Source organism: Nocardiopsis sp. CNR-923, from assembly GCF_001942255.1.
GTDB lineage: Bacteria > Actinomycetota > Actinomycetes > Streptosporangiales > Streptosporangiaceae > Nocardiopsis.
In genome coordinates this window covers 147,043-170,099 of sequence record NZ_MKKC01000131.1, presented here as the reverse complement: position 1 = coordinate 170,099, position 23,057 = coordinate 147,043, and the positions used below count along the sequence as shown (strand labels likewise).

Sequence of the window (23,057 nt, the reverse complement as noted above, 5' to 3'; positions counted from 1 at the left end):
GGATGTGGGTCAGGTGATCATCACGCGGGAGACGGTGATCGACAACGTCAACCCGACGATCGTGCCGCGGAGCCAGCTCGACGAGGGACCGGAGGAGAAATCCGCCTGAGCCGGGCGGCGACGACCTGAGACGGTCCCCGCTCCCGTGAGGGGAGCGGGGACCGTCGTGCGTCACAGGGTCGAGGCCGCGTCGGCGATCACGTCCGCCACCTCCTGGGGGTGGGACATGTGCACCATGTGGCTCGCGTCGGGCACCGTGGTGGTCCTCGCCCCGGCGCGCTCGGCCATCCACGCCTCCGCGGCCGGGTGGATTATGCGGTCGTTGCCTGCGACCACGTACCAGCTGGGATGCTCCCGCCACCCGGGCGGACCGCAGACGAACTCGAATCTGGCCGCGTCGGTCGGTCCCTGTGTTCGCGCCTGGATCCGCGCCAGGTCGGCGTCGATGTCCTGGGCGACGTACTTCGGGTACTCGTCCGTGGCGACGGTGAAGTAGCCCCACCGGTCGACGACGAGCACACGCTCCGGCGGGGTCGGCTCCGGGGCGTGCGCGGTGAGGACGTCCACGGCCGACTCGCCCTGGTCGAGGGCGAAGGCGGCGACGTAGACCAGGGCGCCCACTCTGGGGTTGCGGTGGGCGGCCTGCGAGATGACCACGCCGCCGAACGAGTGCCCCACGACCACGACCGGACCGCCCAACCCGTCGATCGTTCGCCGCACCACCGCCTCGTCGTCGGGGACCGAGGTCAACGGCAGCTGCGCGGCCACGGGGTCGTGCCCCTGACGCAGCAGGACCCGGATGACCTCGTTCCACCTCGAACCGTCCGACGCGGCGCCGTGCACCAACAGGATGTCCGCCATCGAGCGCTCCTCCCGACCGGTCGGGCCGACGGTCGGCCCCGGACGGGACTACCCGGATGTCACTCCCGGTAATGTCACCGGGGGTCAAATCCTCGGCGGGCACGGGGCACGGGGCACGGAGCACGGCCGCCGGGCGGCTCACTCGTTGGCGAGGATCTGCTCCATCCGCGCGATGTCGGCGCTCTGCTCGGCGATGACGTCGTTGGCCATCCGCGTCACGGTGCGGTCGTGCCCGTCGGTGAGCACCTCCTCGGCCATGGTGATCGCGCCCTCGTGGTGGGTGGTCATCAGTTCGACGAAGAGACGGTCGAACTCGTCCCCCTCGGCGGCTTCCAGATCAGCCAGCTCCCGGTCGGAGGCCATCCCCGGCATGTCGTCGTGGTCGACGTCGAGGTCGCACCCGGGCAGGTCCTCGTCACCGCCGTGGTGGGAGCCGTCGCCCTCCAGACCGCAGAAGTTCCGGTAGGCAGGGTTCTCCCGGGCGGGCCCGAGGACGTTCTCCTCCAGCCAGCTCTCCATGGCCGTGATCTCCGGCCCCTGGGCGGCTGCGATGCGGTCGGCGATGCTGTCGATCCCCTCGCGCCGATGCCGGTCCGGAACGAGGTCGGCCATCTCCAGTGCCTGCCGGTGGTGCTCGATCATGAGCACGAGGTAGTTGACGTCGGCCGCGTGTGCCCCTGTTCCTCGGCCAGCGCGGCGATCTGCTCGGAGGTGGCGGGGGAGGACGACTCACCGGGGGCGCCCGGGGCGATGACGTTCGCCGACTGCTGGCCGCCGTCGATGCAGGCCGAGACCGCGAACAGGGTGAGCGCGGTTCCTGCCGCGAGTGCCAGGCGACGCACGAGAGTCCTCCAGACGGGGTCGGCGGACGAGGGTCCGCGGTGCGGTGCCGACGCGACACCTTGCCGGATTTCTACTCAGTGAGCGGGTGCTTTGTCCAGCCCCGGGGGGGTGCGACCGGGCCGCGTCGCGCGGTCGCGGACCCCCGAAGGGGCGGCTCCGTTCCAGGTCGCGCGGTTCTACCGCCAAGGTCGAATGTCCGATCTCGGCGTTTCGTCTGGAGTGTGTTGACATGGGGGAGTAAAACACTGGGTAGTTGATTGACTTCACGTTGTGATGGCTGGGGGTGTCCGCGATGGCTGCGTGCGTGCGACGGGACGGGGTCGGTCCGGCGGCGCGATGGGGCGCCTGTCTGCGGGGGTCGCGGTGGTGGCGGTGGTGGCGGCACCCGGTGCGTACGCCGCCGACACGCCGGTCACCGGCGGCGGAGTGGAACTCCTGGCCAACGTGCCCAAGCCCGCCGGGCTCGCGCACTCCACGGCCTACAACTCCGACCTCGCCTTCACCGGACACTACGCCATCGGCGGCAACTACGACGGGTTCGTCGTCTACGACATCGGCGACCCCGCGGCCCCCGAGGTCGTCGCCGAGGTCCTGTGCCCCGGCGGGCAGGGCGACGTCAGCGTCAACGGCGACCTGCTGTACCTGTCCGTGGACTACCCCCGGGCCGACGAGGAGTGCGGCTCGCCGCCGGTCTCGCCCGCCGAGCCGGGCGGGTTCGAGGGCATCCGGATCTTCGACGTCTCCGACAAAGCCAGCCCCCAGTACCTCGCCGCCGTGCGCACCGACTGCGGTTCGCACACCCACACCCTGGTCCCGGGCGCGGACGGCCAACGCGACTACGTCTACGTGTCCTCGTACTCCCCCTCTGAGAAGTTCCCGAACTGCCAGCCCCCGCACGACAGGATCGCGATCATCGAGGTGCCGCACGAGCGCCGGAGGAGGCGGAGATCGTCGGCGAGCCCGAGTTCTTCCCCGACGGAGGGCTGGAGAACACCACGGGGTGTCACGACATCACCGCCTACCCCGAGCGCCGGATCGCCGCCGCCGCATGCCTCGGCGACGGGTTGCTGCTCGACATCTCCGACCCCGTGCGGCCGGTGGTGATCGACCGCGTGCGCGACGAGAACTTCGCGTTCTGGCACTCCGCCACCTTCACCAACGACGCGGCGAACGTGGTCTTCGTCGACGAGTTGGGCGGCGGCTCGGCGGCGGTGTGCGACGAGGCGACCGGGCCCGAGCGGGGGGCGGACGCGGTCTACTCTCTGGAGGGCGAGGGGGACACGCTCAGCCTCAAGTTCCGGAGCTACTACAAACTGCCTCGCCACCAGTCCGAAACGGAGAACTGTGTGGCGCACAACGGATCGCTGATCCCCGTTCCCGGCGCCGACTACTTCGTGCAGTCGTGGTATCAGGGCGGCGTCTCGATCATCGACCTGACCGATCCCGACCACCCCGTGGAGATCGGCTTCCTCGACCGGGGGCCCTGGGACCCCAGCACCCTGCGCACGGCGGGTTCCTGGTCCGCCTACTACTACAACGGCCACGTGTACTCGTCCGGGATCCGGCGGGGTCTGGACGTGCTCCGGTTGACCGATCCGCGCCTCACACCGGCCGAGAGCGTCACGTTGGTCGAGTTCAACCCGCAGACCCAGCCGCTCCTTCCGGGCGGCTAGGCACGGCGTGTAGGCGGATCGGGTCAGGGCGACATGGTGTCAACGATGATGTTTCCTTCGTCTCCCCCTATACATTCCGACCCTTAACTGTGTACGTTCTTCGTGTTTCGCACTTTTCGGAACCAGGAGTACATATGGCGTCACCCCCACGCCCCCGCGGCCCCTTCGGTGGAAGAGGCCTTGCCGGTCTCGCCCTCGCCGGAGCGGCGGCCCTCGTCACCGGACTGTTCGGTCCGTCCACTGCGCTGGCGCAGGAGGCCTTCACCAGCGACGCCGAGACCAGCGACAACCTCACCCACGTCGCCAACGTCCCCAAGACCGAGTCCATGGACGCGTTCAACTCGGACCTGGCCTTCACCGGTGACTACGCCATCGGCGGCAACTACAACGGTTTCGTGGTCTACGACATCTCCGCGCCCGAGAGCCCGGAGATCGTCTCCGAGGTCCTGTGCCCCGGCGGCCAGGGCGACGTGAGCGTCAGCGGCGACCTGCTGTACTTCTCCGTGGACTACGCGCGCCAGAACGAGGACTGCGGCGCCCCGTCCACGTCCACCACCGACCCGGACGGTTTCGAGGGCATCCGGATCTTCGACATCTCCGACAAGGCCAACCCGCAGTACGTGACCGCGGTGCGCACCGACTGCGGTTCGCACACCAACACGCTGGTCCCGGGCAAGGACGGCGAGCACGAGTACGTCTACGTGTCCTCGTACTCCCCCTCCAGCTCCTTCCCCAACTGCCAGCCCCCGCACGACAAGATCTCCGTGATCGAAGTGCCGCTGGACGACCCGGCCTCGGCCGAGGTCATCGACGCCCCCGTCCTCTTCCCGGACGGCGGCCACACCGGCACCTCCGGTTGCCACGACATCACCGCCTACCCGGAGAAGGACGTCGCCGCGGGCGCGTGCATGGGCGACGGCGTCCTCATGGACATCTCCGACCCCGCGGCCCCGGTGGTCACCGACGTCGTCCGCGACGACAACTTCGCCTTCTGGCACTCGGCGACCTTCACCAACCGCGGTCGGACCGTGATGTTCACCGACGAGCTCGGTGGTGGCGGCGGCGCCACCTGCAACGAGGAGGTCGGCTCCGAGCGCGGCGCCAACGCCATCTACACGATCGGCCGCGGCAGGGACCCAGAGATGTCCTTCGAGGGGTACTACAAGCTCCCCCGCCACCAGAGCGACACCGAGAACTGCGTGGCGCACAACGGCTCGCTGATCCCGACCCCGGGCCGCGACTTCTTCGTCCAGGCCTGGTACCAGGGCGGCGTCTCGGTGATCGACTTCAACGACCCCACCGACGCCACCGAGATCGCCTACTTCGACCGTGACCCGATCGACGAGGACTCCCTCGTCCTGGGCGGTTCGTGGTCGGCCTACTACTACAACGGCTACGTCTACTCCTCCGACATCACGCGGGGTCTCGACGTCATCCGGCTCGACGACCCGAGGTTGCGCGTGGCCGAGCGCGTCCGCATGGACGAGTTCAACCCCCAGTCCCAGCCCAGCTACCGGCCGGGCCGCGGCTACGGTCGCGGCTGATCCGCCAGAACTCCCGGCGGCTCCTCCTGGGGAGCCAGGGCAACGGGAGAGGGGCCGCGGCCGTGACGGCCGCGGCCCCGCCGTCCGTTCACACCACCCTCGTAGACACCACGTGACCCCCCCGAGCGCACGAGGAGATCCCAATGCGCGCACGCACGCCTGCCCGACGCGGCCTGAGACGGTCGGCCGCCCTGGCCCTGACAGCGGCCGCCTCGCTCGCCGTCGGGCTGCTCGCCCCGGCGACGGCCCTCGCAGACACCCCGCCCTCCGACAGCATCACCAGCGACAACGTCACCCACGTCACCAACGTGCCCAAGCCCGAGGCGGTCCGCAGCGTCAACTCGGACCTGGCCTTCACCGGCGACTACGCCATCGGCGGCAACTACGACGGCTTCGTCGTCTACGACATCTCCGAGCCGGAGTCCCCGCAGGTGGTCTCCGAGGTCCTGTGCCCCGGCGGCCAGGGCGACGTGAGCGTCAGCGGCGACCTGCTGTACTTCTCCGTCGACTACCCCCGGGCCAGCGACGAGTGCGGCGCCCCCGCCACGTCCACCACCAACCCGAACGGGTTCGAGGGCATCCGTGTCTTCGACATCTCCGACAAGGCCAACCCCCAGTACGTGGCGGCCGTGCGCACCGACTGCGGTTCGCACACCAACACCCTCGTGCCCGGTGAGGACGGCCAGAGCGACATCGTCTACGTGTCCTCCTACTCCCCCTCCTCCGCCTTCCCCAACTGCCAGCCCCCGCACGACAAGATCTCCGTGATCGAGGTGCCGCACGACGCCCCCGAGGACGCGGCGGTCGTCAACGAGCCGGTGCTCTTCCCCGACGGCGGCAACCACGACCAGGACAACCTGCTGCTGCCGACCCAGGGCTGCCACGACATCACCGTCTACCCGGCCAGGGACCTCGCGGCCGGTGCCTGCATGGGCGACGGCGTCCTCATGGACATCTCGGACCCGGTCAACCCGGTCGTCACCGAGCGGATCACCGACGAGAACTTCGCGTTCTGGCACTCCGCGACCTTCACCAACAGCGGCGATACGGTGATGTTCACCGACGAACTCGGCGGCGGCGGCGCCCCCACCTGCACCCCGGAGATCGGCGGCGAACGCGGCGCGGACGCCATCTACACGATCGAGCACGACGGGGACGGGCCCGCCCTGGAGTTCGCCAGTTACTTCAAGATCGAGCGTTACCAGGGTGACGAGCAGACGTGCGTGGCGCACAACGGGTCACTGATCCCGGTCCCGGGCCGGGACTTCTTCGTGCAGTCCTGGTACCAGGGCGGCGTCTCGGTGATCGACTTCAACGACCCGGGCGAGCCGCGTGAGATCGGCTACTTCGACATGGACTCGCGTGTCGAGGAAGGCGTCCAGGACAACGACACCTGGTCGACGTACTACTACAACGGCTACGTGTACTCGTCCGACATCGTGCGCGGGATCGACGTCCTGCGGCTGGAGGACCCGAGGCTGCGCGCGGCCGAGCGGGTCCGGATGGAGGAGTTCAACCCGCAGTCCCAGCCGGTGTACCGGCCGGGCAGGGGCAACGGCCGCCGGTAGTCGCCGCGCCACCGCTTCCCACAGGGCCGTGTCCGGGCGCCGCCGAGGAGAAGGGATCCCTGTCTCCGAGGCGCTCGGACCCGGGCCGAAGCGCAGGCCCGAACGGGGGTCGGGGACCGCGTGTCCCCGGCCCCCTCCGCCGTCCCGGGGCGTCAGTCCTGCGGGCCGAACAGCCGGTCGGTGGGCGCGTCCACGGCCTCCAGAACGCGTCCGGTGAAGTAGACAGTGCCCAGGGCCAGGAGCCGTCCGCCCAGCGCCGCGATCGCGGCGGGGGACAGGTCGTCGGCCTTCACGGTCCTCCAGTGCGGCGGCGGGACGTGCTCGAACCGCAGGTGGGCCTCGGGCAGCACGACCGCCGTCACCGGCACGTCCCCGAGCGCGGCGACCGCGCCGGACACGTCCTTGTGGTCGGGCAGGCAGAGCAGGACGTGGTCGACACCGCCCCACAGGGTCCGGGCGTGCGCCAGGGCCGTCGTCACACCGTCCCGGTTGATCGCCGAATCCACGATGATCCGCGCGTCGGACCCGGGCACCGCGTGTTGGGACAACCGGGCGGGCAGCCGTACCGTGCCCAGCACCGCGCGCAGGCGCGCAGGCGATGGGCGGGGCCGTCCGAGCACGTCCAGCATGCGAAGCGCCGCCGTGGTCCCCAGCACCCCGGAGGCCGCGGACAGCCCGGCGGGGCGCAGCTCCGCCGGCGGTTCCACGCCCCGTGCGTCCGGGTCCACGGTCTCGGCCACCACCGAACCGTCCGTGGCCTCGGCCAGGCCCGCCGCCACCGCCTCGGACACCTCGTCGGTCTGCGGCAGGGTCAGCAGTGCGCGTGTGCGGGCACCCGCGACCCGGACCTTCTCGCGGGCGATCTCGGGGATCGTGTCGCCCAACACGCCCAGGTGCTCGCCGAACACCTTGCCCAGCGCCACCACGTCCGGTCCGATCACGCGCAACTCGTCGCGGTACCCGCCCGCACCGGCCTCCAGGACGCACACGTCCGCGCCGACCTCCCGCGCCCGCAGCAGCGCGGCGATGAGGAACAGCCCGCTCGGAGCCAGGTGGCCGCCGGTCTCCTCCACCGGCGGCAGCCGTACCCGCGCGGCCTCGATCCGCGCGCCCAGGGCGTCCAGCTCGGTGTCCGTCAACGACACCCCGTCCACCCGGACCCGCTCACGGTAGGACCGGAAGCTCGGCCCGGTGGCCAGCACGGTGCGCAGCCCGGCGGCCGAGAGCGCCGCCGCGGCGTAGGTCGCGGCGGCGCCCTTGCCCTTGGACCCCACCACGCCGAGCACGGGCACGGACGCCGGATCAAGGTCCAGGGCCTCCATGAGCAGCCGCGCTCGCCGACGGCTGCGGATCTGTCCGGGGCGCTTGCGCGCCCACTCGGTGAAGAAGGGATCAGGGGTGTCCATGGCTTCAGTATGCGTCGCGTCGAGCGCGTTAGCGGACCGTCAACGCGGGTCCGACCGGCACTTCCGTACGCGTACACTGACCGGCGTGTACATCCCGACCACCGAGACGCCGTGAACGGCGCGAGCGCCGATGAGCGCTACGCCGAGGTGACCGCCGAGATCATGTCCCGCACGCCCGAGTCCGAGATCGACCCTCGGCTCGACCGGATCCGCACCCTGCTGGACCTGCTGGGCGAGCCGCAGCGCGGATTCCGGGTCATCCACGTGACCGGCACCAACGGCAAGACGTCCACGGCCCGCATGATCGACGCGCTGCTGCGCGCGCGGGGCCTGCGTGTGGGCCGCTACACGAGCCCGCACCTGCGCACGGTCCGCGAGCGCATCGTCGTCGACGGGGAGCCCGTCTCCCAGGAGCGGTTCGTCGAAGCCTTCGACGACATCCAGCCGTACGTGGAGATGGCGGACGCGGCGAACGACGCGCCGCTGTCGTTCTTCGAGCTGCTCACGGCGATGGCTTACGCGGTCTTCGCCGACACCCCCGTGGACGTGGCCGTGGTTGAGGTCGGCATGGGCGGCCGGTGGGACGCCACCAACGTCGTCGACGCCGACGTCGCCGTGGTGACGCCGATCGGGATCGACCACACCGAGTACCTGCCCGACTCGCTGGAGGGCATCGCCGAGGAGAAGGCGGGCATCATCAAGCCCGACTCCGTCGCGGTCCTGGCCCAGCAGCCGCTGCCCGCCGCCGAGGTCCTCGTCCGCCACGCCGCCGAGGTCGGCGCCCGTGTGGCCCGTGAGGGCCTGGAGTTCGGCGTTACCGCCCGCGACGTGGCGGTCGGTGGACAACAGGTCGCCGTCAAGGGACTGACCGGCGCCTACGAACAGCTCTTCCTGCCTCTCTTCGGCGCGCACCAGGCCGGCAACGCCGCCGTCGCCATCGCCGCCGTGGAGGCCTTCGCCGCCACCGGCGACGACGCCGGCGGCCTCGACCCCGCGATCGTCGGCCAGGCCCTGTCCGGGGTCGACTCCCCGGGCCGGATGGAGGTCGTGCGCACCAGCCCGACCGTGATCGCCGACGCCGCCCACAACCCGGCCGGGATGACCGCCACCGCCGCCGCGGTGGAGGAGGCCTTCACCTTCTCCCGGCTGGTCGGCGTGGTCGCGATCATGGCGGACAAGGACGTGGAGGGGATCCTCGAACCCCTGGAACCACTACTCGACGAAATCGTCGTCACCCGCAACTCCTCGCCGCGTTCCCTCGAACCGCGCGGCTGTCCGCTCTCGCGCAGGAGATCTTCGGAGAGGAACGCGTACGCGAGGCTCCCCGACTCGACGACGCCATCGACCTGGCCATTGGCCTGGCCGAGGAAGGCACCGAGTTCGGCGGAGCCGGAGTACTGGTCACCGGATCGGTCGTCACCGCCGGTGACGCCGTCCATCTGCTGCGGGGAGCGGGGGAGTAGCGGCGGACGACACCACGAAGGGAATCAGCCGTGCGCGTAGTCTGCGCCGTCGTCCTCGCTTTCGAGGTCATCATCCTGGGGCTGGCCATCCCCATCGCCGTCAACGTGGAGGGCATCGACACCGGTCTGGCGGCCGGGGTCTGGGGAGGGCTGGCCGCCGCCGCCCTCGTGCTCAGCGCCCTTCAGAGGTTCACCTGGGCCCACTACACGGCCTGGGTGCTCCAGGCGGTCATGCTGGCCACCTCGTTCCTGGTCTCGGGGATGCTGCTGATATCGGTCGTGTTCGCCGCACTGTGGGTGGTCGGTGTGCTGACGGGCCACCGTGTGGACGCGGCGCGCGCCGCCCACGCCGCGCGGTCCGCGGCGGAGGGGGCGGAGGCCGCCGCGGCGACCGCCAAGGACGGGACCGGAGCCGCCGAGCACACCGCGCCGGAGTCCTCGACGCGGTAGTCTGGCGCAGGTCCGGGCACGTGGCCGGTCCCTTCTCGGGGCGCGTCCCCGATCACGGCCGTGCCTCCCGTGACACCCACCCACCCCGTTCTCCGCGTGCGGCGCAGGCCGCGGGCGTCGCCGCCCACCCGTGCCACGCGGAAATCCAGTGAGGAGTTGTACCGCCCGTGGAGCGCACTCTCGTTCTCATCAAGCCGGACGCGTCCGCCGCAACATCGTCGGCGAGGTCGTCTCGCGCATCGAGCGCAAGGGCCTGAAGCTGGCCGCCATGGAGCTGCGCACGCTGGACGTCCCGACGGCGAAGACGCACTACGAGGAGCACGCCGAGCGCCCGTTCTTCGACTCGCTGGTCGAGTTCATCACCGGCGGCCCGCTCGTGGCCATGGTGGTCGAGGGCGAGCGCGCCGTGGAGGCGTTCCGCGCCCTGGCCGGCGCCACCGACCCGGTCGCCGCCGCACCGGGCACCATCCGCGGCGACTTCGCGTTGGAGGTGCAGGCCAACATCGTGCACGGTTCGGACTCCACCTACTCCGCCGACCGCGAGATCAAGTTGTTCTTCCCCGACCTGGGCTGAGCCCGGTCCCACCGAGCGCCCGGCCCGCGCGCACCCGCGGACCGCGCTCGGTGCGTCCGGTGTCGATGCGGCCGATCCCCGGCGAGGAGGGAGCGCGGCGATAGGCTCGACGGACGGCGCGGCCCACCGGTCCCGGATCGAGGCTCCTGAGTGGTTCCCTACCAGCGCAGGGGCGGCGGCCGGGAACCATGGTGCAGCCGGGCATGTCGGCTTTCGTCCGGGGTCTGGGCAACAATTCGGTGTGTTTGCGTAACGTCGTAAGTGCGGTCCGTTACGATGCGGGAGCTGGATACCTATCGTGCCGGAACGACTACCTATGGTCGCGACGGCCAACCGCGTCCGACACGGCGCCTGAGGACGTTACATGCCGAACAATCTTGCTTTTCTCGGCCGGGACATGGCCGTGGACCTGGGAACGGCCAACACGCTCGTGTACGTACGCGGGCGCGGCATCGTGCTGAACGAGCCGTCGGTCGTCGCCGTCAACACCTCCACCGGAAGGATCGTGGCGGTCGGCATCGAGGCCAAGCAGATGATCGGCCGGACGCCGACCAACATCACGGCGATCCGCCCGCTCAAGGACGGCGTCATCGCCGACTTCGAGATCACCGAGCGCATGCTGCGCTACTTCATCCAGAAGATCCACCGGCGCCGCCACTTCGCCAAGCCCCGCGTCATCGTGGCCGTCCCCAGCGGGATCACCTCCGTCGAGCACCGCGCGGTCAAGGAGGCCGGGTACCAGGCGGGCGCCCGCAAGGTCTACATCATCGAGGAGCCGATGGCCGCGGCGATCGGCGCGGGCCTGCCCGTCCACGAGCCCACCGGCAACATGGTCGTGGACATCGGCGGCGGCACGACCGAGGTCGCCGTCATCTCCATGGGCGGCATCGTCACCTCCCAGTCCATCCGCGTGGGCGGCGACGAACTCGACCAGGCCATCATGACCTTCGTCAAGAAGGAGTACTCCCTGATGATCGGGGAGCGCACCGCTGAGGAGCTCAAGATGGCGATCGGCTCCGCCTACCCGACCGGGGCCGAGGAGCTCCAGGCCGAGGTGCGCGGGCGCGACCTCATCAGCGGACTGCCCAAGACCATCGTCCTGTCCGAGACCGACGTCCGCCAGGCCATCGAGGAGCCGGTCACCGCGATCATCGACGCGGTCCGCGCCAGCCTGGACAGATGCCCGCCCGAGCTGTCCGGCGACATCATGGACCGGGGCGTGGCCGTCACGGGGGGCGGGGCCCTCCTGCGCGGCCTGGACGACCGCCTCCTGCACGAGACCGGGATGCCCATCCACATCGCCGACAACGCGCTGGACACCGTGGCGATCGGCTCGGGCACCTGCGTGGAGAACTACGAGCGGCTGCACCAGGTCCTGGTCCCCGAACGGCGGCGCTGACATGTTCCGCGACTCACCCCGGTCCCGGCTCGTCCTCGCCGTCCTCGTCGTGGCGGCCGTCGCCCTCCTCGTCCTGGACTCCCGCCCCGGCCGCGATCCCGTCACCTCCGCCGGGCGGGTCGCGGGTGAGTACGTCTTCGCCCCCGCGGCCACCGGTGTGGGGTGGGCCGCCGCGCCCGCCGTGACCTTCTACGACGGCATGCGCGCCGCACCGCGCGCCGCCGAGCGCATCGCGGACCTGGAGGCGGAGAACGCCCAGCTCCAGGAACGGCTGGTCGCCGCCCGCAACGACGACGAGCGCGCCGACCAGTTGGCCGAGCTGCTGTACCTGTCCGGGCTCGGCGGCTACGAGATCCTCCCGGCCCAGGCCGTCACCCGCGTCACCGCGCGCGGCTTCGCCCGGACGGTCACCCTCGACGCGGGCGCGAGTCCGGCATCCGCCCCGACATGACCGTGGTCAACGGGAACGGGTTGGTGGGCCGCGTCGTCGAGGTGGGGCCGACCACGTCCACGGTCGTCCTGGCCACCGACGTCGCCTCCGCCGTCGGCGCGCGTCTGGAGGGCACCCGCAAGATCGGCGTCGTCCGGGGCGGCACCGTCCCGGGCGGCCCCGACGCCGAACTGACCCTGGAACTGTTCGACATGGAGGCCCCCGTGGAGGCCGGGGACCGCGTGCTCACGCTCGGCTCCCATGACGGCGCCCCCTTCGTGCCCGGGGTCCCCCTGGGCACGGTGGAGGAGGTCCAGTCGTCACCGGGCGCGCTCAGCCGTCTCGCCCGCCTCGCCCCCGCCGTCGACTTCGCCGCGCTCGACGTGGTGGGAGTGGTGGTCGCCGGTCCCGCCGAGGACCCCCGCGACTCCGTCCTCGCGCCCCGACCCGAATCCGAGGGGGACCGATGAGGTCCGCAGCGACCCTGCTCATCCTGGCCGTCGCGGTGCTCGTCCAGGCCACCGCCGTCAACCGGATCCCGTTCGACTGGGGCCCGGGACCCGACCTCGTGGTCGCCGCCCTGGTGGCGGTGGCCCTGACCGCCAGCCCCGCCGTGTCGGCGTTCACGGGGTTCACGGCCGGGCTGGCCATGGACCTGTTGCCGCCCGCCGAACACGCGGTGGGGCGGTACGCGCTCGTGCTGTGCGTGGCCGCCTACCTGGTGGCCCTGCTGCGCGCCAACACCGGCTCACCGGGGGCCGTGGGCGCGCCGCCGTCGGCCCGGACCGGGATCGTCGTGACCGCGGTCACCTCGCTCGGAGTGGGCCTGGGCTACGCGGCCGTCGGCCTGGTGATGGGGGACCCGCGGGTGTCCCCGGGCGCGGTGGCGGCGGCGGTCGGCGTCGGCACGCTCCTGACGACGCTCGTGTCCCCGCTGGTCACGGTTCCCCTGTTGTGGATCCGCAACGCGTTCACGGAGAACGAGTTCGCCACCATCCAGGGGCCGATGGGCCCGGGGGGCTGGTGATCGCGTGCGCAGGCCACCCGTCGGCCCCTCCGTCCACGGCCGCAAGCTCGGCACGGCGGGCCTGGTCATGGCCCAGGTCCTGGTGATCGCGCTGTTCGCCCTGTTGGGCGTGCGGATGTGGTACCTCCAGGTGCCGAGGGGGGACCACTACCGCGAACTCGCGGTCTCCAACCACCACCAGCGCCTCGTCGTCCCCGCCACCCGGGGACAGATCCTCGCGCCCGGGGCCGCCCCCTGGTGGGCAACCGGACCGAACTCGTCGTCTCAGCCGACTACCACGAGCTCATGGGTATGGACGACGGCGGCGAGGCGGTCCTGTCCGACCTGTCCGGGGTGCTCGGTGTCTCCCTGACGGACCTCCGACAGCGGATGCGGCTGTGCGGGCCCGCCGTCCGGCGTCCCTGCTGGCCGGGGTCGCCCTACCAGCCGGTGACCCTCGCCGAGGACGTCGAGCCGCGGATCGCCCTGCACATCATGGAGCGCTCTGACGAGTTCCCGGGGGTCACCGCACAGGCGCACGCGATCCGCGAGTACCCGGGCGGCGAGCTGGCCGGGCAGGTGCTCGGCTACCTCCAGCCGGTCACCCAGGAGGAACTGGAGGCCCGTGAGGAGCTGCGGACGCAGTTCACGGGGATCGACCACGTGGGGCGCGACGGCCTGGAGAAGGTCTACGACTCCGAACTGCGGGGCACCGCGGGGCTGCGGACCCTGGGCGTGAACAACCACGGCGAGGTGATGGAGGTCGTCTCCGACCGCCAGCCCGAGGCCGGGATGCACCTGGTCACCCACATGGACCTGGAGGTCCAGCGGATCGCCGAGGCGGCCCTGGCACGTGGCATGGCGGCCGCCCGGCCGCGCTACAAGGCGGACTCGGGCGCGCCGTCGTCCTGGACGTGCGCACCGGCGGCGTGATCGCGATGGCCAGCGTGCCCACCTACGACCCCAGCGTCTGGCAGGGCGGCATCGACCAGGAGACCTTCGACGAGATGCTCAGCGAGGACGCGGGCGAGCCGCTGCTGTCCCGGGCGCTCCAGGGCCAGTACCCGCCGGGGTCGACGTTCAAGGTGTCGTCGCTCTCGGCCGCCGCGGAGAGCGGATACTCGCTGCGCAGCACCTACGCCTGCCCCGGGTCGATCAACGTCGGCGGTCAGAACTTCGCCAACTACGCGGGGCAGGGCCACGGGTCGATCACGATGCACCGCGCGATCGTGGTCTCCTGTAACACGGTCTTCTACAACTTCGGCTACCAGATGTGGCTCAGCGACGGCGGGCTGCACCCGCAGGGCGAGCCGGACGAGGCCATGGCGAACATGGCGCGCGGCTACGGCTTCGGCTCGCCGACCGGGATCGACCTGCCCTACGAGACGAGCGGGCGCATCCCCGACCGCGCGTGGAAGCGCTCGTTCTGGGAGGCCAACCGGGAGACCAACTGCCACCGCGGCGAACACGGCTACCCCGACGTGGCCGAGACCAACCCCTCCCACGCCGCCTACCTCAAGCGGCTCGCCCACGAGCACTGTGTGGAGGGCTTCGAGTGGCGCGCGGGCGAGGCGGTCAACTTCGCCATCGGCCAGGGCGACGTGCTGGTCAGCCCCCTGCAACTGGCCAACGCCTACGCCGCGATCGCCAACGGGGGCACGCTGTACGAACCGCGCGTGGGCAAGGCGTTCGTCTCCGCCGACGGGTCGGTGGTCAAGGAGATCGAGCCCGCCGTCGCCGGCCGCCTGCCCGTGAGCGAGCAGACCCTGAGCTACCTCCAGGCCGCCCTCACCGAGGTCCCCAAGGCCGGTACGGCGAGCGGCGCCTTCGGTGGATTCCCGCAGGACCGGGTGTCGATCGCGGGCAAGACCGGCAGCGCCGACGTGGTGGGCCGACAGGTCTCCTCCTGGTTCGCCTCCTACGCCCCCGCCGACGACCCGCAGTTCGCCATCGCCGTACTGGTCTCCCAGGGCGGAACCGGTGGCGCCACGGCCGCGCCGATCGCCCGGGAGATCTACGAGGGCATCTACGGCTTCTCCGGAGAGGACGCCGAGGCGAAGGAGGACGAGGAGCGTGAGGACGGCGAGGGGGAGGACGGGGAGGATGACGACGAGGTCCGCTCCGAACCGGCCCTGCCCGGCGGCAGGCCCTGGTCGGGGCTGCCCGCGGTCCGCCCCGACGGTTCCATCGACATGCTGGATCGGTAGCGCATGAGCACTCACACGGGCGTTCCGGGGCCGACGTCCCGGGTCCGGATCGGTCTGGCCGCGGCGGGCGCCGCGCGACGCCTGGACTGGACGCTGGTCGGCTCGGCGCTGGCACTGTGCGCGATCGGCACCATGCTGGTGTGGTCGGCGACCCTGCCCGGCGACGGGAGCGGCCCGATGGAGGCGACCGGGCACGTGCGCCGCCACCTGGCCCACCTCGCGGTCGCGTGGGCTCTGTGCCTGGCGGTGGCCTCGGTCGACTTCCGGACGGTGCGCGCCTACGCGCACCTGGTCTACGGCGCGACGGTGATCGGCCTGATCCTGGTGCTCACACCCATGGGGGCGGTGATCAACGGGTCGCGCGGGTGGATCGTTCTGGGCGGCTTCCAGTTCCAGCCCAGTGAGCTGGCCAAGGTCGGCCTGGCACTCGTGCTGGCCACGCTGCTCGGGGAGCCCCGCGACGGCGAGACCAAGCCGATGACCCGGGACGTGCTGTACGGCCTGCTGGTGCTGTCGTTGCCGCTCACCCTGGTGCTGCTGCAACCCGACCTGGGAACCACGCTGGTGCTCGGCGCCATCTTCCTGGGGGTGCTCACGATGTCTGGGGCCCCGATCGCGTGGGTGGCGGGCATGCTCGCGTGCGGGGTGGCGGCGGGCGTCGCGGTGTGGTGGTTCGATCTGCTGGAGCCCTATCAGCTGGACCGGCTCGCCACGCTGATGGATCCGTCCGCGGACCCGCAGGGAGCCGGGTACAACTCGGCCCAGGCGCTGATCGCGGTGGGGTCGGGCGGGTTCGTCGGCACCGGCCTGTTCCAGGGAGAGCAGACGCACGGGCGGTTCGTGCCCGAGCAGCACACCGACTTCATCTTCACGGTGGCGGGGGAGGAGCTCGGGTTCGTGGGGGCCGGGGCGATGATCGCCCTGTTCGCCGTGATCCTCTGGCGCATCCTGCGCGTCGCCCAGGGATGCGACCAGCCCTACCCGCGCCTGCTGTGCGTGGGGGTGGCCACGTGGTTCGCCTTCCAGTGCTTCATCAACATCGGGATGGGGCTGGGGATCATGCCGGTGACCGGGCTGCCGCTGCCGTTCGTCTCCTACGGCGGCACCGCGATCGTCGCCAACCTCCTGGCGCTCGGACTGGTCCTGGGCGTCAGCTCGCGGGACCGCGGGTTCGAGTGATCACCGCACGGTCTCGGTAACCTGGGAAAACCGCACGTCGACCACGAAGGCTTCGTCACCATGTCCGTTGAAAGCGTCTTTCCGCGGCTCGAACCCTTGCTCGCGAGGGTGGGCAAGCCCATCCAGTACGTCGGGGGAGAGCTCAACTCCGTCGTCGGGGACTGGGAGGGGGCGGCGGTGCGCTGGGCGTTGATGTACCCGGACGCCTACGAGGTCGGGGTGCCCAACCAGGGCGTGCAGATCCTCTACGAGATCCTCAACGAGCGCGAGGGGGTGCTCGCCGAGCGCGCCTACGCGGTATGGCCGGACCTGGAGGCTCTGATGCGCGAGCACGGCGTCCCGCACTTCACGGTCGACGCCCACCGGCCGCTCGCGGCGTTCGACGTGCTGGGGGTGAGCTTCGCCAGCGAGATGGGGTACACCAACCTGCTCACGGCGTTGGACCTGGCGGGCATTCCGGTGCGGTCGGCCGACCGGGGCGAGGAGCACCCGATCGTGCTCGCCGGGGGGCACGCGGCGTTCAATCCCGAGCCGGTCGCGGACTTCCTGGACGCGGTCGTGCTCGGGGACGGCGAGGAGATCGCCCTGGCGATCACGGAGATCGTCCGGGAGTTCAAGGAGGAGGGCGAGCCCGGCGGGCGCGACGCGCTGCTGCTGCGGATGGCCGCGACCGGCGGGGTCTACGTGCCGCGCTTCTTCGACGTCGCCTACCACGACGACGGCCGGATCGCCGCGTACACGCCCAACCGCCCCGGCGTGCCGGGCACGGTCCACAAGCACACCGTGATGGACCTGGACCGGTGGCCCTATCCCAGGAAGCCGATCGTGCCGACCGCCGAGTCGGTGCACGAGCGCTACAGCGTGGAGATCTTCCGCGGCTGCACCCGGGGCTGCCGGTTCTGCCAGGCGGGGATGATCACCCGCCCTGTGCGCGAGCGAAGCAGGCAGACCATCGGCGCGATGGTGGACGAGGGGGTCAGGGCGACCGGGTTCCAGGAGGTGGGCCTGCTGTCGCTGTCCAGCGCCGACCACAGCCAGATCGGCGAGATCGCCAAGGGGCTGGCCGACCGCTACGAGGGATCCAACACGGGACTGTCGCTGCCGTCGACGCGCGTGGACGCGTTCAACATCGACCTGGCCGGTGAGCTCACCCGCAACGGGCGCAGGTCGGGGCTGACGTTCGCGCCCGAGGGCGGCAGTGAACGAATGCGCCGGGTGATCAACAAGATGGTCACCGAGCAGGACCTCATCCGCACGGTGACCGCGGCCTACGCGGCCGGGTGGCGGCAGGTGAAGCTGTACTTCATGTGCGGGCTGCCCACCGAGGAGGACGAGGACGTCCTGGCCATCGCCGACCTGGCCGCCGAGGTGATCCGCACGGGACGCGAGGTGACCGGGCGCAAGGACGTCCGGTGCACGGTCTCCATCGGCGGGTTCGTGCCCAAGCCCCAGACGCCGTTCCAGTGGGCGGCCCAGACGCCGCACGAGGTGGTGGACGCCCGGCTGCGGAAGCTGCGCGACCGACTGCGCGGCGACCGCAGGTACGGCAAGGCCGTCGGGCTGCGCTACCACGAGGGGCGTCCGTCGATCATCGAGGGCCTGCTCTCGCGCGGTGACCGCCGGGTGGGGCGGGTCGTGGAGGAGGCGTGGCGCGCGGGCGGCCGGTTCGACGGCTGGAGCGAGCACTTCTCCTACGGCCGCTGGGCGCAGGCCGCGCGGACCGCGCTGGCGGACACGCCGGTCGATCTGGACTGGTACACCACGCGCGAGCGCGATGAGGACGAGGTGCTGCCCTGGGACCACCTCGACGCGGGCCTGGACCGGTCGTGGCTGTGGCAGGACTGGCGGGACTCGCTGCACGGCGAGGAGTCGGTGGAGGTCGACGACTGCCGTTGGAACCCCTGTTACGACTGTGGCGTGTGCCCGAGCATGGGGACCGAGATCCAGACCAACGCCCCGGCCGACGGACGGCCGCTGCTCCCACTCTCCGTGAAGGAGTGACGGCAGGGGGCGCTCTGGCCACAGGGGGTGACTCTCCAGTAGGATGCGCGCTCCGGGCGCTCTACCCCGTGTGGGGAGCGGCCCGGGAAGGAGAGAAGTACGGCCCGGCGCCCCGCTCGCGCCGGGCCGTACGTGTAGTAGGACTCGCGGGGGATGCGGCGGGTTGCCATCGGATCCGGATTTTCTCCGGATTTTTTTCGGCGGCCCCCGCGTTCTGGTGGTGAATGCCGGTTCGCACTCCGCCCGGTCGCCTCGGGGACTTTTCGACCGCAGGTCAGCGGGGGAGGTACCGGTATGCGTAGTCCTGTTGGCGCATGTGCACCACGGCGCACCGTACGCTGAACAGGATTGTGGAACAGCCCCTTCAGGTCGCACGCCGACCCCACCGGGGGCACGAGGAAAGGAGTTGAGCTGCCCCCCGCATCCGAGGGCACCACCTCACCCTCCACCACCAGGTCTCGTCAACGGCTCCGCGTCCGCTACGCCAAGCGGGGCCGGATGAGGTTCGCCAGTCACCGCGACGTCGCCCGGGCGCTGGAACGCGCCCTGCGCAGAGCGGACGTACCGGTCGCGTTCTCCGAGGGCTTCTCACCGCACCCGAAGGTCTCCTACACCGGCGCGGCCCCCACAGGGGTCGCCAGCGACGCGGAGTACCTCGAACTCACCCTGGCGGAGGAGCGCGACCCCGAGCGGATCAGAGCCGCCCTCGACGCGGCCATGCCCCAGGGCGTGGACGTGGTCGAGGTCGTCGAGGCCCGAGGCCCCGGATTCGCCGACCGGCTCCAGGCCTCCGCCTGGCGGGTGGAACTGACGGGCGTCGACCCCGACGCGGCCGCCGCGGCGGCCCGCGCCTTCCTGGCCGCCGACAGCGTCGAGGTGGAACGGATGACGAAGAAGGGACGACGCCGGTTCGACGCACGACCGGCCGTGGTCCGACTCGACGTGGCGGGCGGGCCCGGCGGGCGCGCCCCAGGGGAACAACACGCGACATATGCCATACTTCGAATGGTCGTTCGGCACACGACACCTGCCGTGCGACCAGACGACGTGCTGACCGGCCTGCGACTCGTGGCCGACCTCGCGCCGCCGTCATCACCGTTGATGACCCGGCTGGCGCAGGGGCCACTGGACGAGACGACAGGTGCGATCGCGGACCCGCTCACCGCGGACCGGCCCGACGCCCACATCACCGTGGGCACCGGACTCGCGGACGACCACCTGGAGCGGAGCGAGAACGCACCACGGCCGTCGGCGCCCGAGAGCGGCCCCAGGGTGGGGTCCATGGGCGCGAACACAGGACTTTGCCCCGGCGACACCCCGGTGTCGCCGGCGCTGAAACAGCGACGACAGTTCTCGTGAGCCGCGCCGCCGACCGAGGGGTCGCGGCGCGCCCGAGGACTTTGACGGGAGACCGCCCGGATGCTCGACAACGAGCCCACGAACGGCGCCGACGGCGCCGCGGGTACAACTGAAACAGCCAACGCCAAGGCGACGACGCCCCCGCGGGGGGAGGACGCGGTGCGGGTCACCAGGCCCGGCTCCGCCAAGGGCGCGCGCCGCGCCGCTGGACCGCCCCCCGAACCGGACGACGGCGCCGCCCCCGCCCAGCCCAAGACCACGCTCGCCGGTTCCGGTGAGGGGGGAACGGTCAAGACCTCCGTGAGCGCCGCCCCGCGTCGGCGCACCGTGCGCGCGGCCGGCAGCCCCGACGAGGAGTCCCCTGCGCCGCGCAGGCGGACCAGGAGCACCAGGAGCGCCGCGTCGACCGGTGAACCCGCCCCGGCCGCGAAGGGCCGCGTCGAGGAGCCCGTCGCCGAGCCCGAGACCACGGAGCCCGAGGGGACCTCCGGCGCCGCCGTCTTCCAGTCGCCCGCCATGCTCTTCCAGCCGCCGGTCGCCCAGCGGGCCGGTTCGGCGCCCGTCGAACCGGTCGAGCCCGAGGTCGCCGAGGACGAGGACGAGGAGGCCGTCGAGGAGACGGGCGCCAGGCGGAGGACACGAGCGACGAGACCGCCGACGAGCGGCCGAGCCGCCGTCGCCGCCGCCGTGGGGGCCGAGGCAGGGGCCGCTCGCGCACCGGCGAGGAGACCGCCGAGTCCGAGTCGCGCGCCGACGAGGAGCGCGCCCGCGAAGCGGAGGAGGACGGGGACGAGGCCGCCGAGGCCGCTTCCGGGCAGGCCCCCGCCGAGGAGGGCGAGCGCGGCAGCCGCCGCCGTCGCCGCCGTCGCCGCAGGGCCGGGACGGCCGCGGAGGCCGCACGGCCGACGACCCGCCCAACACCGTGGTCAAGGTCCGCGAGCCGCGCCAGGAGAAGCCGATCGAGGACGAGGTCCAGGCGGTCCGCGGCTCCACGCGGTTGGAGGCCAAGAAGCAGCGCCGCCGCGAGGGGCGCGAACAGGGCCGCCGCCGGGCGCCGATCGTCACCGAGTCCGAGTTCCTGGCCCGTCGCGAGTCCGTCAAGCGCGACCTCGTGATCCGCCGCAACGGCGACCGCACCCAGATCGCGGTGCTGGAGGACGACGTCCTCGTCGAGCACTACGTCGACCGGTCCACCCACCGCTCCTACGTGGGCAACGTCTACCTCGGCCGGGTGCAGAACGTCCTGCCGTCCATGGAGGCCGCCTTCGTCGACATCGGCAAGGGCCGCAACGCGGTCCTGTACGCGGGCGAGGTCAACTGGGACTCCTTCGGTCTGGACGGACAGCCCAAGCGCATCGAGTCGGTGCTCAAGTCCGGCCAGTCGGTCCTGGTGCAGGTCACCAAGGACCCGATAGCGCACAAGGGCGCCCGCCTGACCAGCCAGATCAGTCTTCCCGGCCGTTACCTGGTGTACGTGCCGGGCGGATCGATGACCGGGATCAGCCGCAAGCTCCCCGACAAGGAGCGCGCGCGCCTCAAGCAGATCCTCAAGAAGGTCATGCCGTCCGGGGCGGGCGTGATCGTGCGCACCGCCGCCGAGGGGGCCAGCGAGGAGGAGTTGGAGCGCGACATCTCGCGCCTGGCCAATCAGTGGGAGTCCATCAAGCGCAAGTCGAAGTCGGCGAGCGCCCCGTCGCTACTCAACAGTGAGCCCGACCTGACCGTGCGGGTCGTGCGCGACGTGTTCAACGAGGACTTCTCCAGCCTGGTGGTCGCCGGTGAGGAGGCGTGGGACACCGTCCACGAGTACGTGGACTACGTGGCGCCGAACCTGTCGGAGCGGTTGTCGCACTGGACCGAGGACCGTGACGTCTTCTCCGCGTACCGGATCGACGAGCAGATCAACAAGGCCCTCGAACGCAAGGTGTGGCTGCCCAGCGGCGGGTCGCTGATCATCGACCGGACCGAGGCCATGACCGTGGTCGACGTCAACACCGGCAAGTTCACCGGACAGGGCGGCAACCTGGAGGAGACCGTCACCAAGAACAACCTGGAGGCGGCCGAGGAGATCGTCCGCCAGCTCCGGTTGCGCGACATCGGCGGCATCATCGTAATCGACTTCATCGACATGGTGCTGGAGTCCAACCGCGACCTCGTGCTGCGCCGCATGCTGGAGTGCCTGTCGCGCGACCGCACCAAGCACCAGGTGGCCGAGGTCACCTCGCTCGGCCTGGTGCAGATGACGCGCAAGCGGGTCGGCAGGGGCTCCTGGAGGCGTTCTCGCACAGCTGCGACCACTGCAACGGCCGGGGCCTGCTGCTGTCCACCGAGCCGGTCGAGGGCAAGGGCGGCAACGGCGGTCGCAAGAAGAAGAAGGGCAAGGGCGAGGCGGAGCAGCCCGCGGAGAAGACCGAGCAGCCGGAGAAGGCGACGAAGGCGGCGAAGGCGGAGAAGAGGGCCGCGAAGTCCGAACCGGCCGAGGTCGAGCCCGCGCCCGCCGCCGAGGAGGCGGCCGAACCCGCGGACAAGCCAGCCAAGCGGACCCGGAAGCGGACCTCCCGCGCGCGCAAGGCCGCCGAGCCGGTGGAGGAGCCGACCGCCGCCGAGGAGGAGCCCGCCGGGGTTCCGGTCGAGGAGCGGGCCGAGGCGCCCGCCGAGCCGGAGGCCGAGGCCCCGGCCACGAAGCCCCGGACCCGGCGCGCCACCACGCGCCGGACCGCCCGCGCCGCGGCCGCCGAGGCTCCCGCCGAGGAGGCCGTTCCGGAGACGGAGACGCCCGCGGCGGAGGAGGAGACCGCCGAACGGCCCAAGCGCCGTCGGACCCGGCGCACCAAGGCGGCGGCCACCTCGCCGACCGCGGTGGAGGCCGGTTAGCCCACCCACGGCGTCCGTCCCCGTGGGCCTCTCCCAGGGGGACGGACGCGTGCCGTGGGTCGCCCTCCGAGGTGTCGTTCGGCGCCCGAACGCGGTCCGGAGCGAAGCGCAGGACCAAAGCGAGCGGGCGTACAGCCGCGCGGCGGGTCGGTGGTAACCTGATGGGCGGTGCGTCGGCGCGCTCCGCGTGAGCCCGCGCCCCGACACCGAAGTGCTCTCC

At 71.5% G+C, this 23,057-nt stretch carries 10 protein-coding genes and 7 pseudogenes; 14 read left to right on the top strand and 3 right to left on the bottom strand.

Translation table 11 applies throughout. The annotated features are described in order from the left end of the window. Positions 1–171: 171 nt before the first annotated feature. Together BJF83_RS23515 and BJF83_RS23510 are read right to left on the bottom strand one after the other, a co-directional pair. Positions 172–861, bottom strand: coding sequence for an alpha/beta fold hydrolase (locus BJF83_RS23515; RefSeq protein WP_075928013.1), 690 nt, complete (start codon positions 859–861; stop codon positions 172–174). Between the two features lie 138 nt (positions 862–999). Further along, positions 1,000–1,703, bottom strand: a pseudogene (locus BJF83_RS23510) (DUF305 domain-containing protein). 337 nt (positions 1,704–2,040) lie between these two features. Between BJF83_RS23510 and BJF83_RS23505 the strand changes: the two are divergent. The 3 genes and pseudogenes from BJF83_RS23505 (at position 2,041) to BJF83_RS23495 (ending at position 6,489) form a co-directional block, all read left to right on the top strand. Then, positions 2,041–3,377: pseudogene (locus tag BJF83_RS23505) on the top strand (LVIVD repeat-containing protein). Between the two features lie 134 nt (positions 3,378–3,511). Then, positions 3,512–4,921 carry an LVIVD repeat-containing protein gene (locus BJF83_RS23500; RefSeq protein ID WP_075928012.1) on the top strand — a complete coding sequence of 470 codons (1,410 nt, stop codon included), beginning with the start codon at positions 3,512–3,514 and terminating at the stop codon, positions 4,919–4,921. A gap of 143 nt (positions 4,922–5,064) precedes the next feature. Continuing rightward, positions 5,065–6,489 carry an LVIVD repeat-containing protein gene (locus tag BJF83_RS23495; protein WP_075928011.1) on the top strand — a complete coding sequence of 475 codons (1,425 nt, stop codon included), beginning with the start codon at positions 5,065–5,067 and terminating at the stop codon, positions 6,487–6,489. Between the two features lie 152 nt (positions 6,490–6,641). On the opposite strand, the gene BJF83_RS23490 is transcribed toward BJF83_RS23495, so the two are convergent. Further along, positions 6,642–7,895, bottom strand: a complete 1,254-nt coding sequence (locus tag BJF83_RS23490) for a hypothetical protein (RefSeq protein WP_075928010.1) — start codon at positions 7,893–7,895, stop codon at positions 6,642–6,644. Positions 7,896–8,006: 111 nt separating this feature from the next. Here BJF83_RS23490 and BJF83_RS23485 point away from each other — a divergent pair. The 11 genes and pseudogenes from BJF83_RS23485 (at position 8,007) to BJF83_RS23435 (ending at position 22,837) form a co-directional block, all read left to right on the top strand. Next, positions 8,007–9,358, top strand: a pseudogene (locus BJF83_RS23485) (bifunctional folylpolyglutamate synthase/dihydrofolate synthase). A gap of 30 nt (positions 9,359–9,388) precedes the next feature. Continuing rightward, positions 9,389–9,808, top strand: a complete 420-nt coding sequence (locus BJF83_RS23480; protein ID WP_075928009.1) for a DUF4233 domain-containing protein — start codon at positions 9,389–9,391, stop codon at positions 9,806–9,808. Positions 9,809–9,975: 167 nt separating this feature from the next. Beyond that, positions 9,976–10,382: pseudogene (gene ndk, locus BJF83_RS23475) on the top strand (nucleoside-diphosphate kinase). Between the two features lie 364 nt (positions 10,383–10,746). Continuing rightward, positions 10,747–11,781 (top strand): rod shape-determining protein, encoded by a 1,035-nt coding sequence (locus tag BJF83_RS23470; protein WP_075928008.1) that lies wholly within the window; start codon positions 10,747–10,749, stop codon positions 11,779–11,781. A 1-nt stretch (position 11,782) separates the two neighbouring features. Beyond that, positions 11,783–12,681 (top strand): annotated as a pseudogene (gene mreC, locus BJF83_RS23465) (rod shape-determining protein MreC). Further along, complete coding sequence (mreD, locus tag BJF83_RS23460; protein WP_075928007.1) at positions 12,678–13,238, top strand: rod shape-determining protein MreD; 561 nt, start codon at positions 12,678–12,680, stop codon at positions 13,236–13,238. Before mreC ends, mreD begins: the two are co-directional and overlap by 4 nt. A 4-nt stretch (positions 13,239–13,242) precedes the next feature. Next, positions 13,243–15,424, top strand: a pseudogene (mrdA, locus tag BJF83_RS23455) (penicillin-binding protein 2). A 3-nt stretch (positions 15,425–15,427) separates the two neighbouring features. Continuing rightward, positions 15,428–16,603: a rod shape-determining protein RodA gene (gene rodA, locus BJF83_RS23450; protein WP_075928006.1), complete on the top strand. Its 1,176-nt coding sequence runs from the start codon at positions 15,428–15,430 to the stop codon at positions 16,601–16,603. Between the two features lie 60 nt (positions 16,604–16,663). Beyond that, positions 16,664–18,604 (top strand): TIGR03960 family B12-binding radical SAM protein, encoded by a 1,941-nt coding sequence (locus tag BJF83_RS23445; protein ID WP_075928005.1) that lies wholly within the window; start codon positions 16,664–16,666, stop codon positions 18,602–18,604. Positions 18,605–19,102: 498 nt separating this feature from the next. Continuing rightward, positions 19,103–19,963: a TIGR03936 family radical SAM-associated protein gene (locus BJF83_RS23440; protein ID WP_262391805.1), complete on the top strand. Its 861-nt coding sequence runs from the start codon at positions 19,103–19,105 to the stop codon at positions 19,961–19,963. Between the two features lie 60 nt (positions 19,964–20,023). Next, a pseudogene (locus BJF83_RS23435) lies at positions 20,024–22,837 on the top strand (Rne/Rng family ribonuclease). The last annotated feature ends 220 nt before the right edge of the window (positions 22,838–23,057 follow it).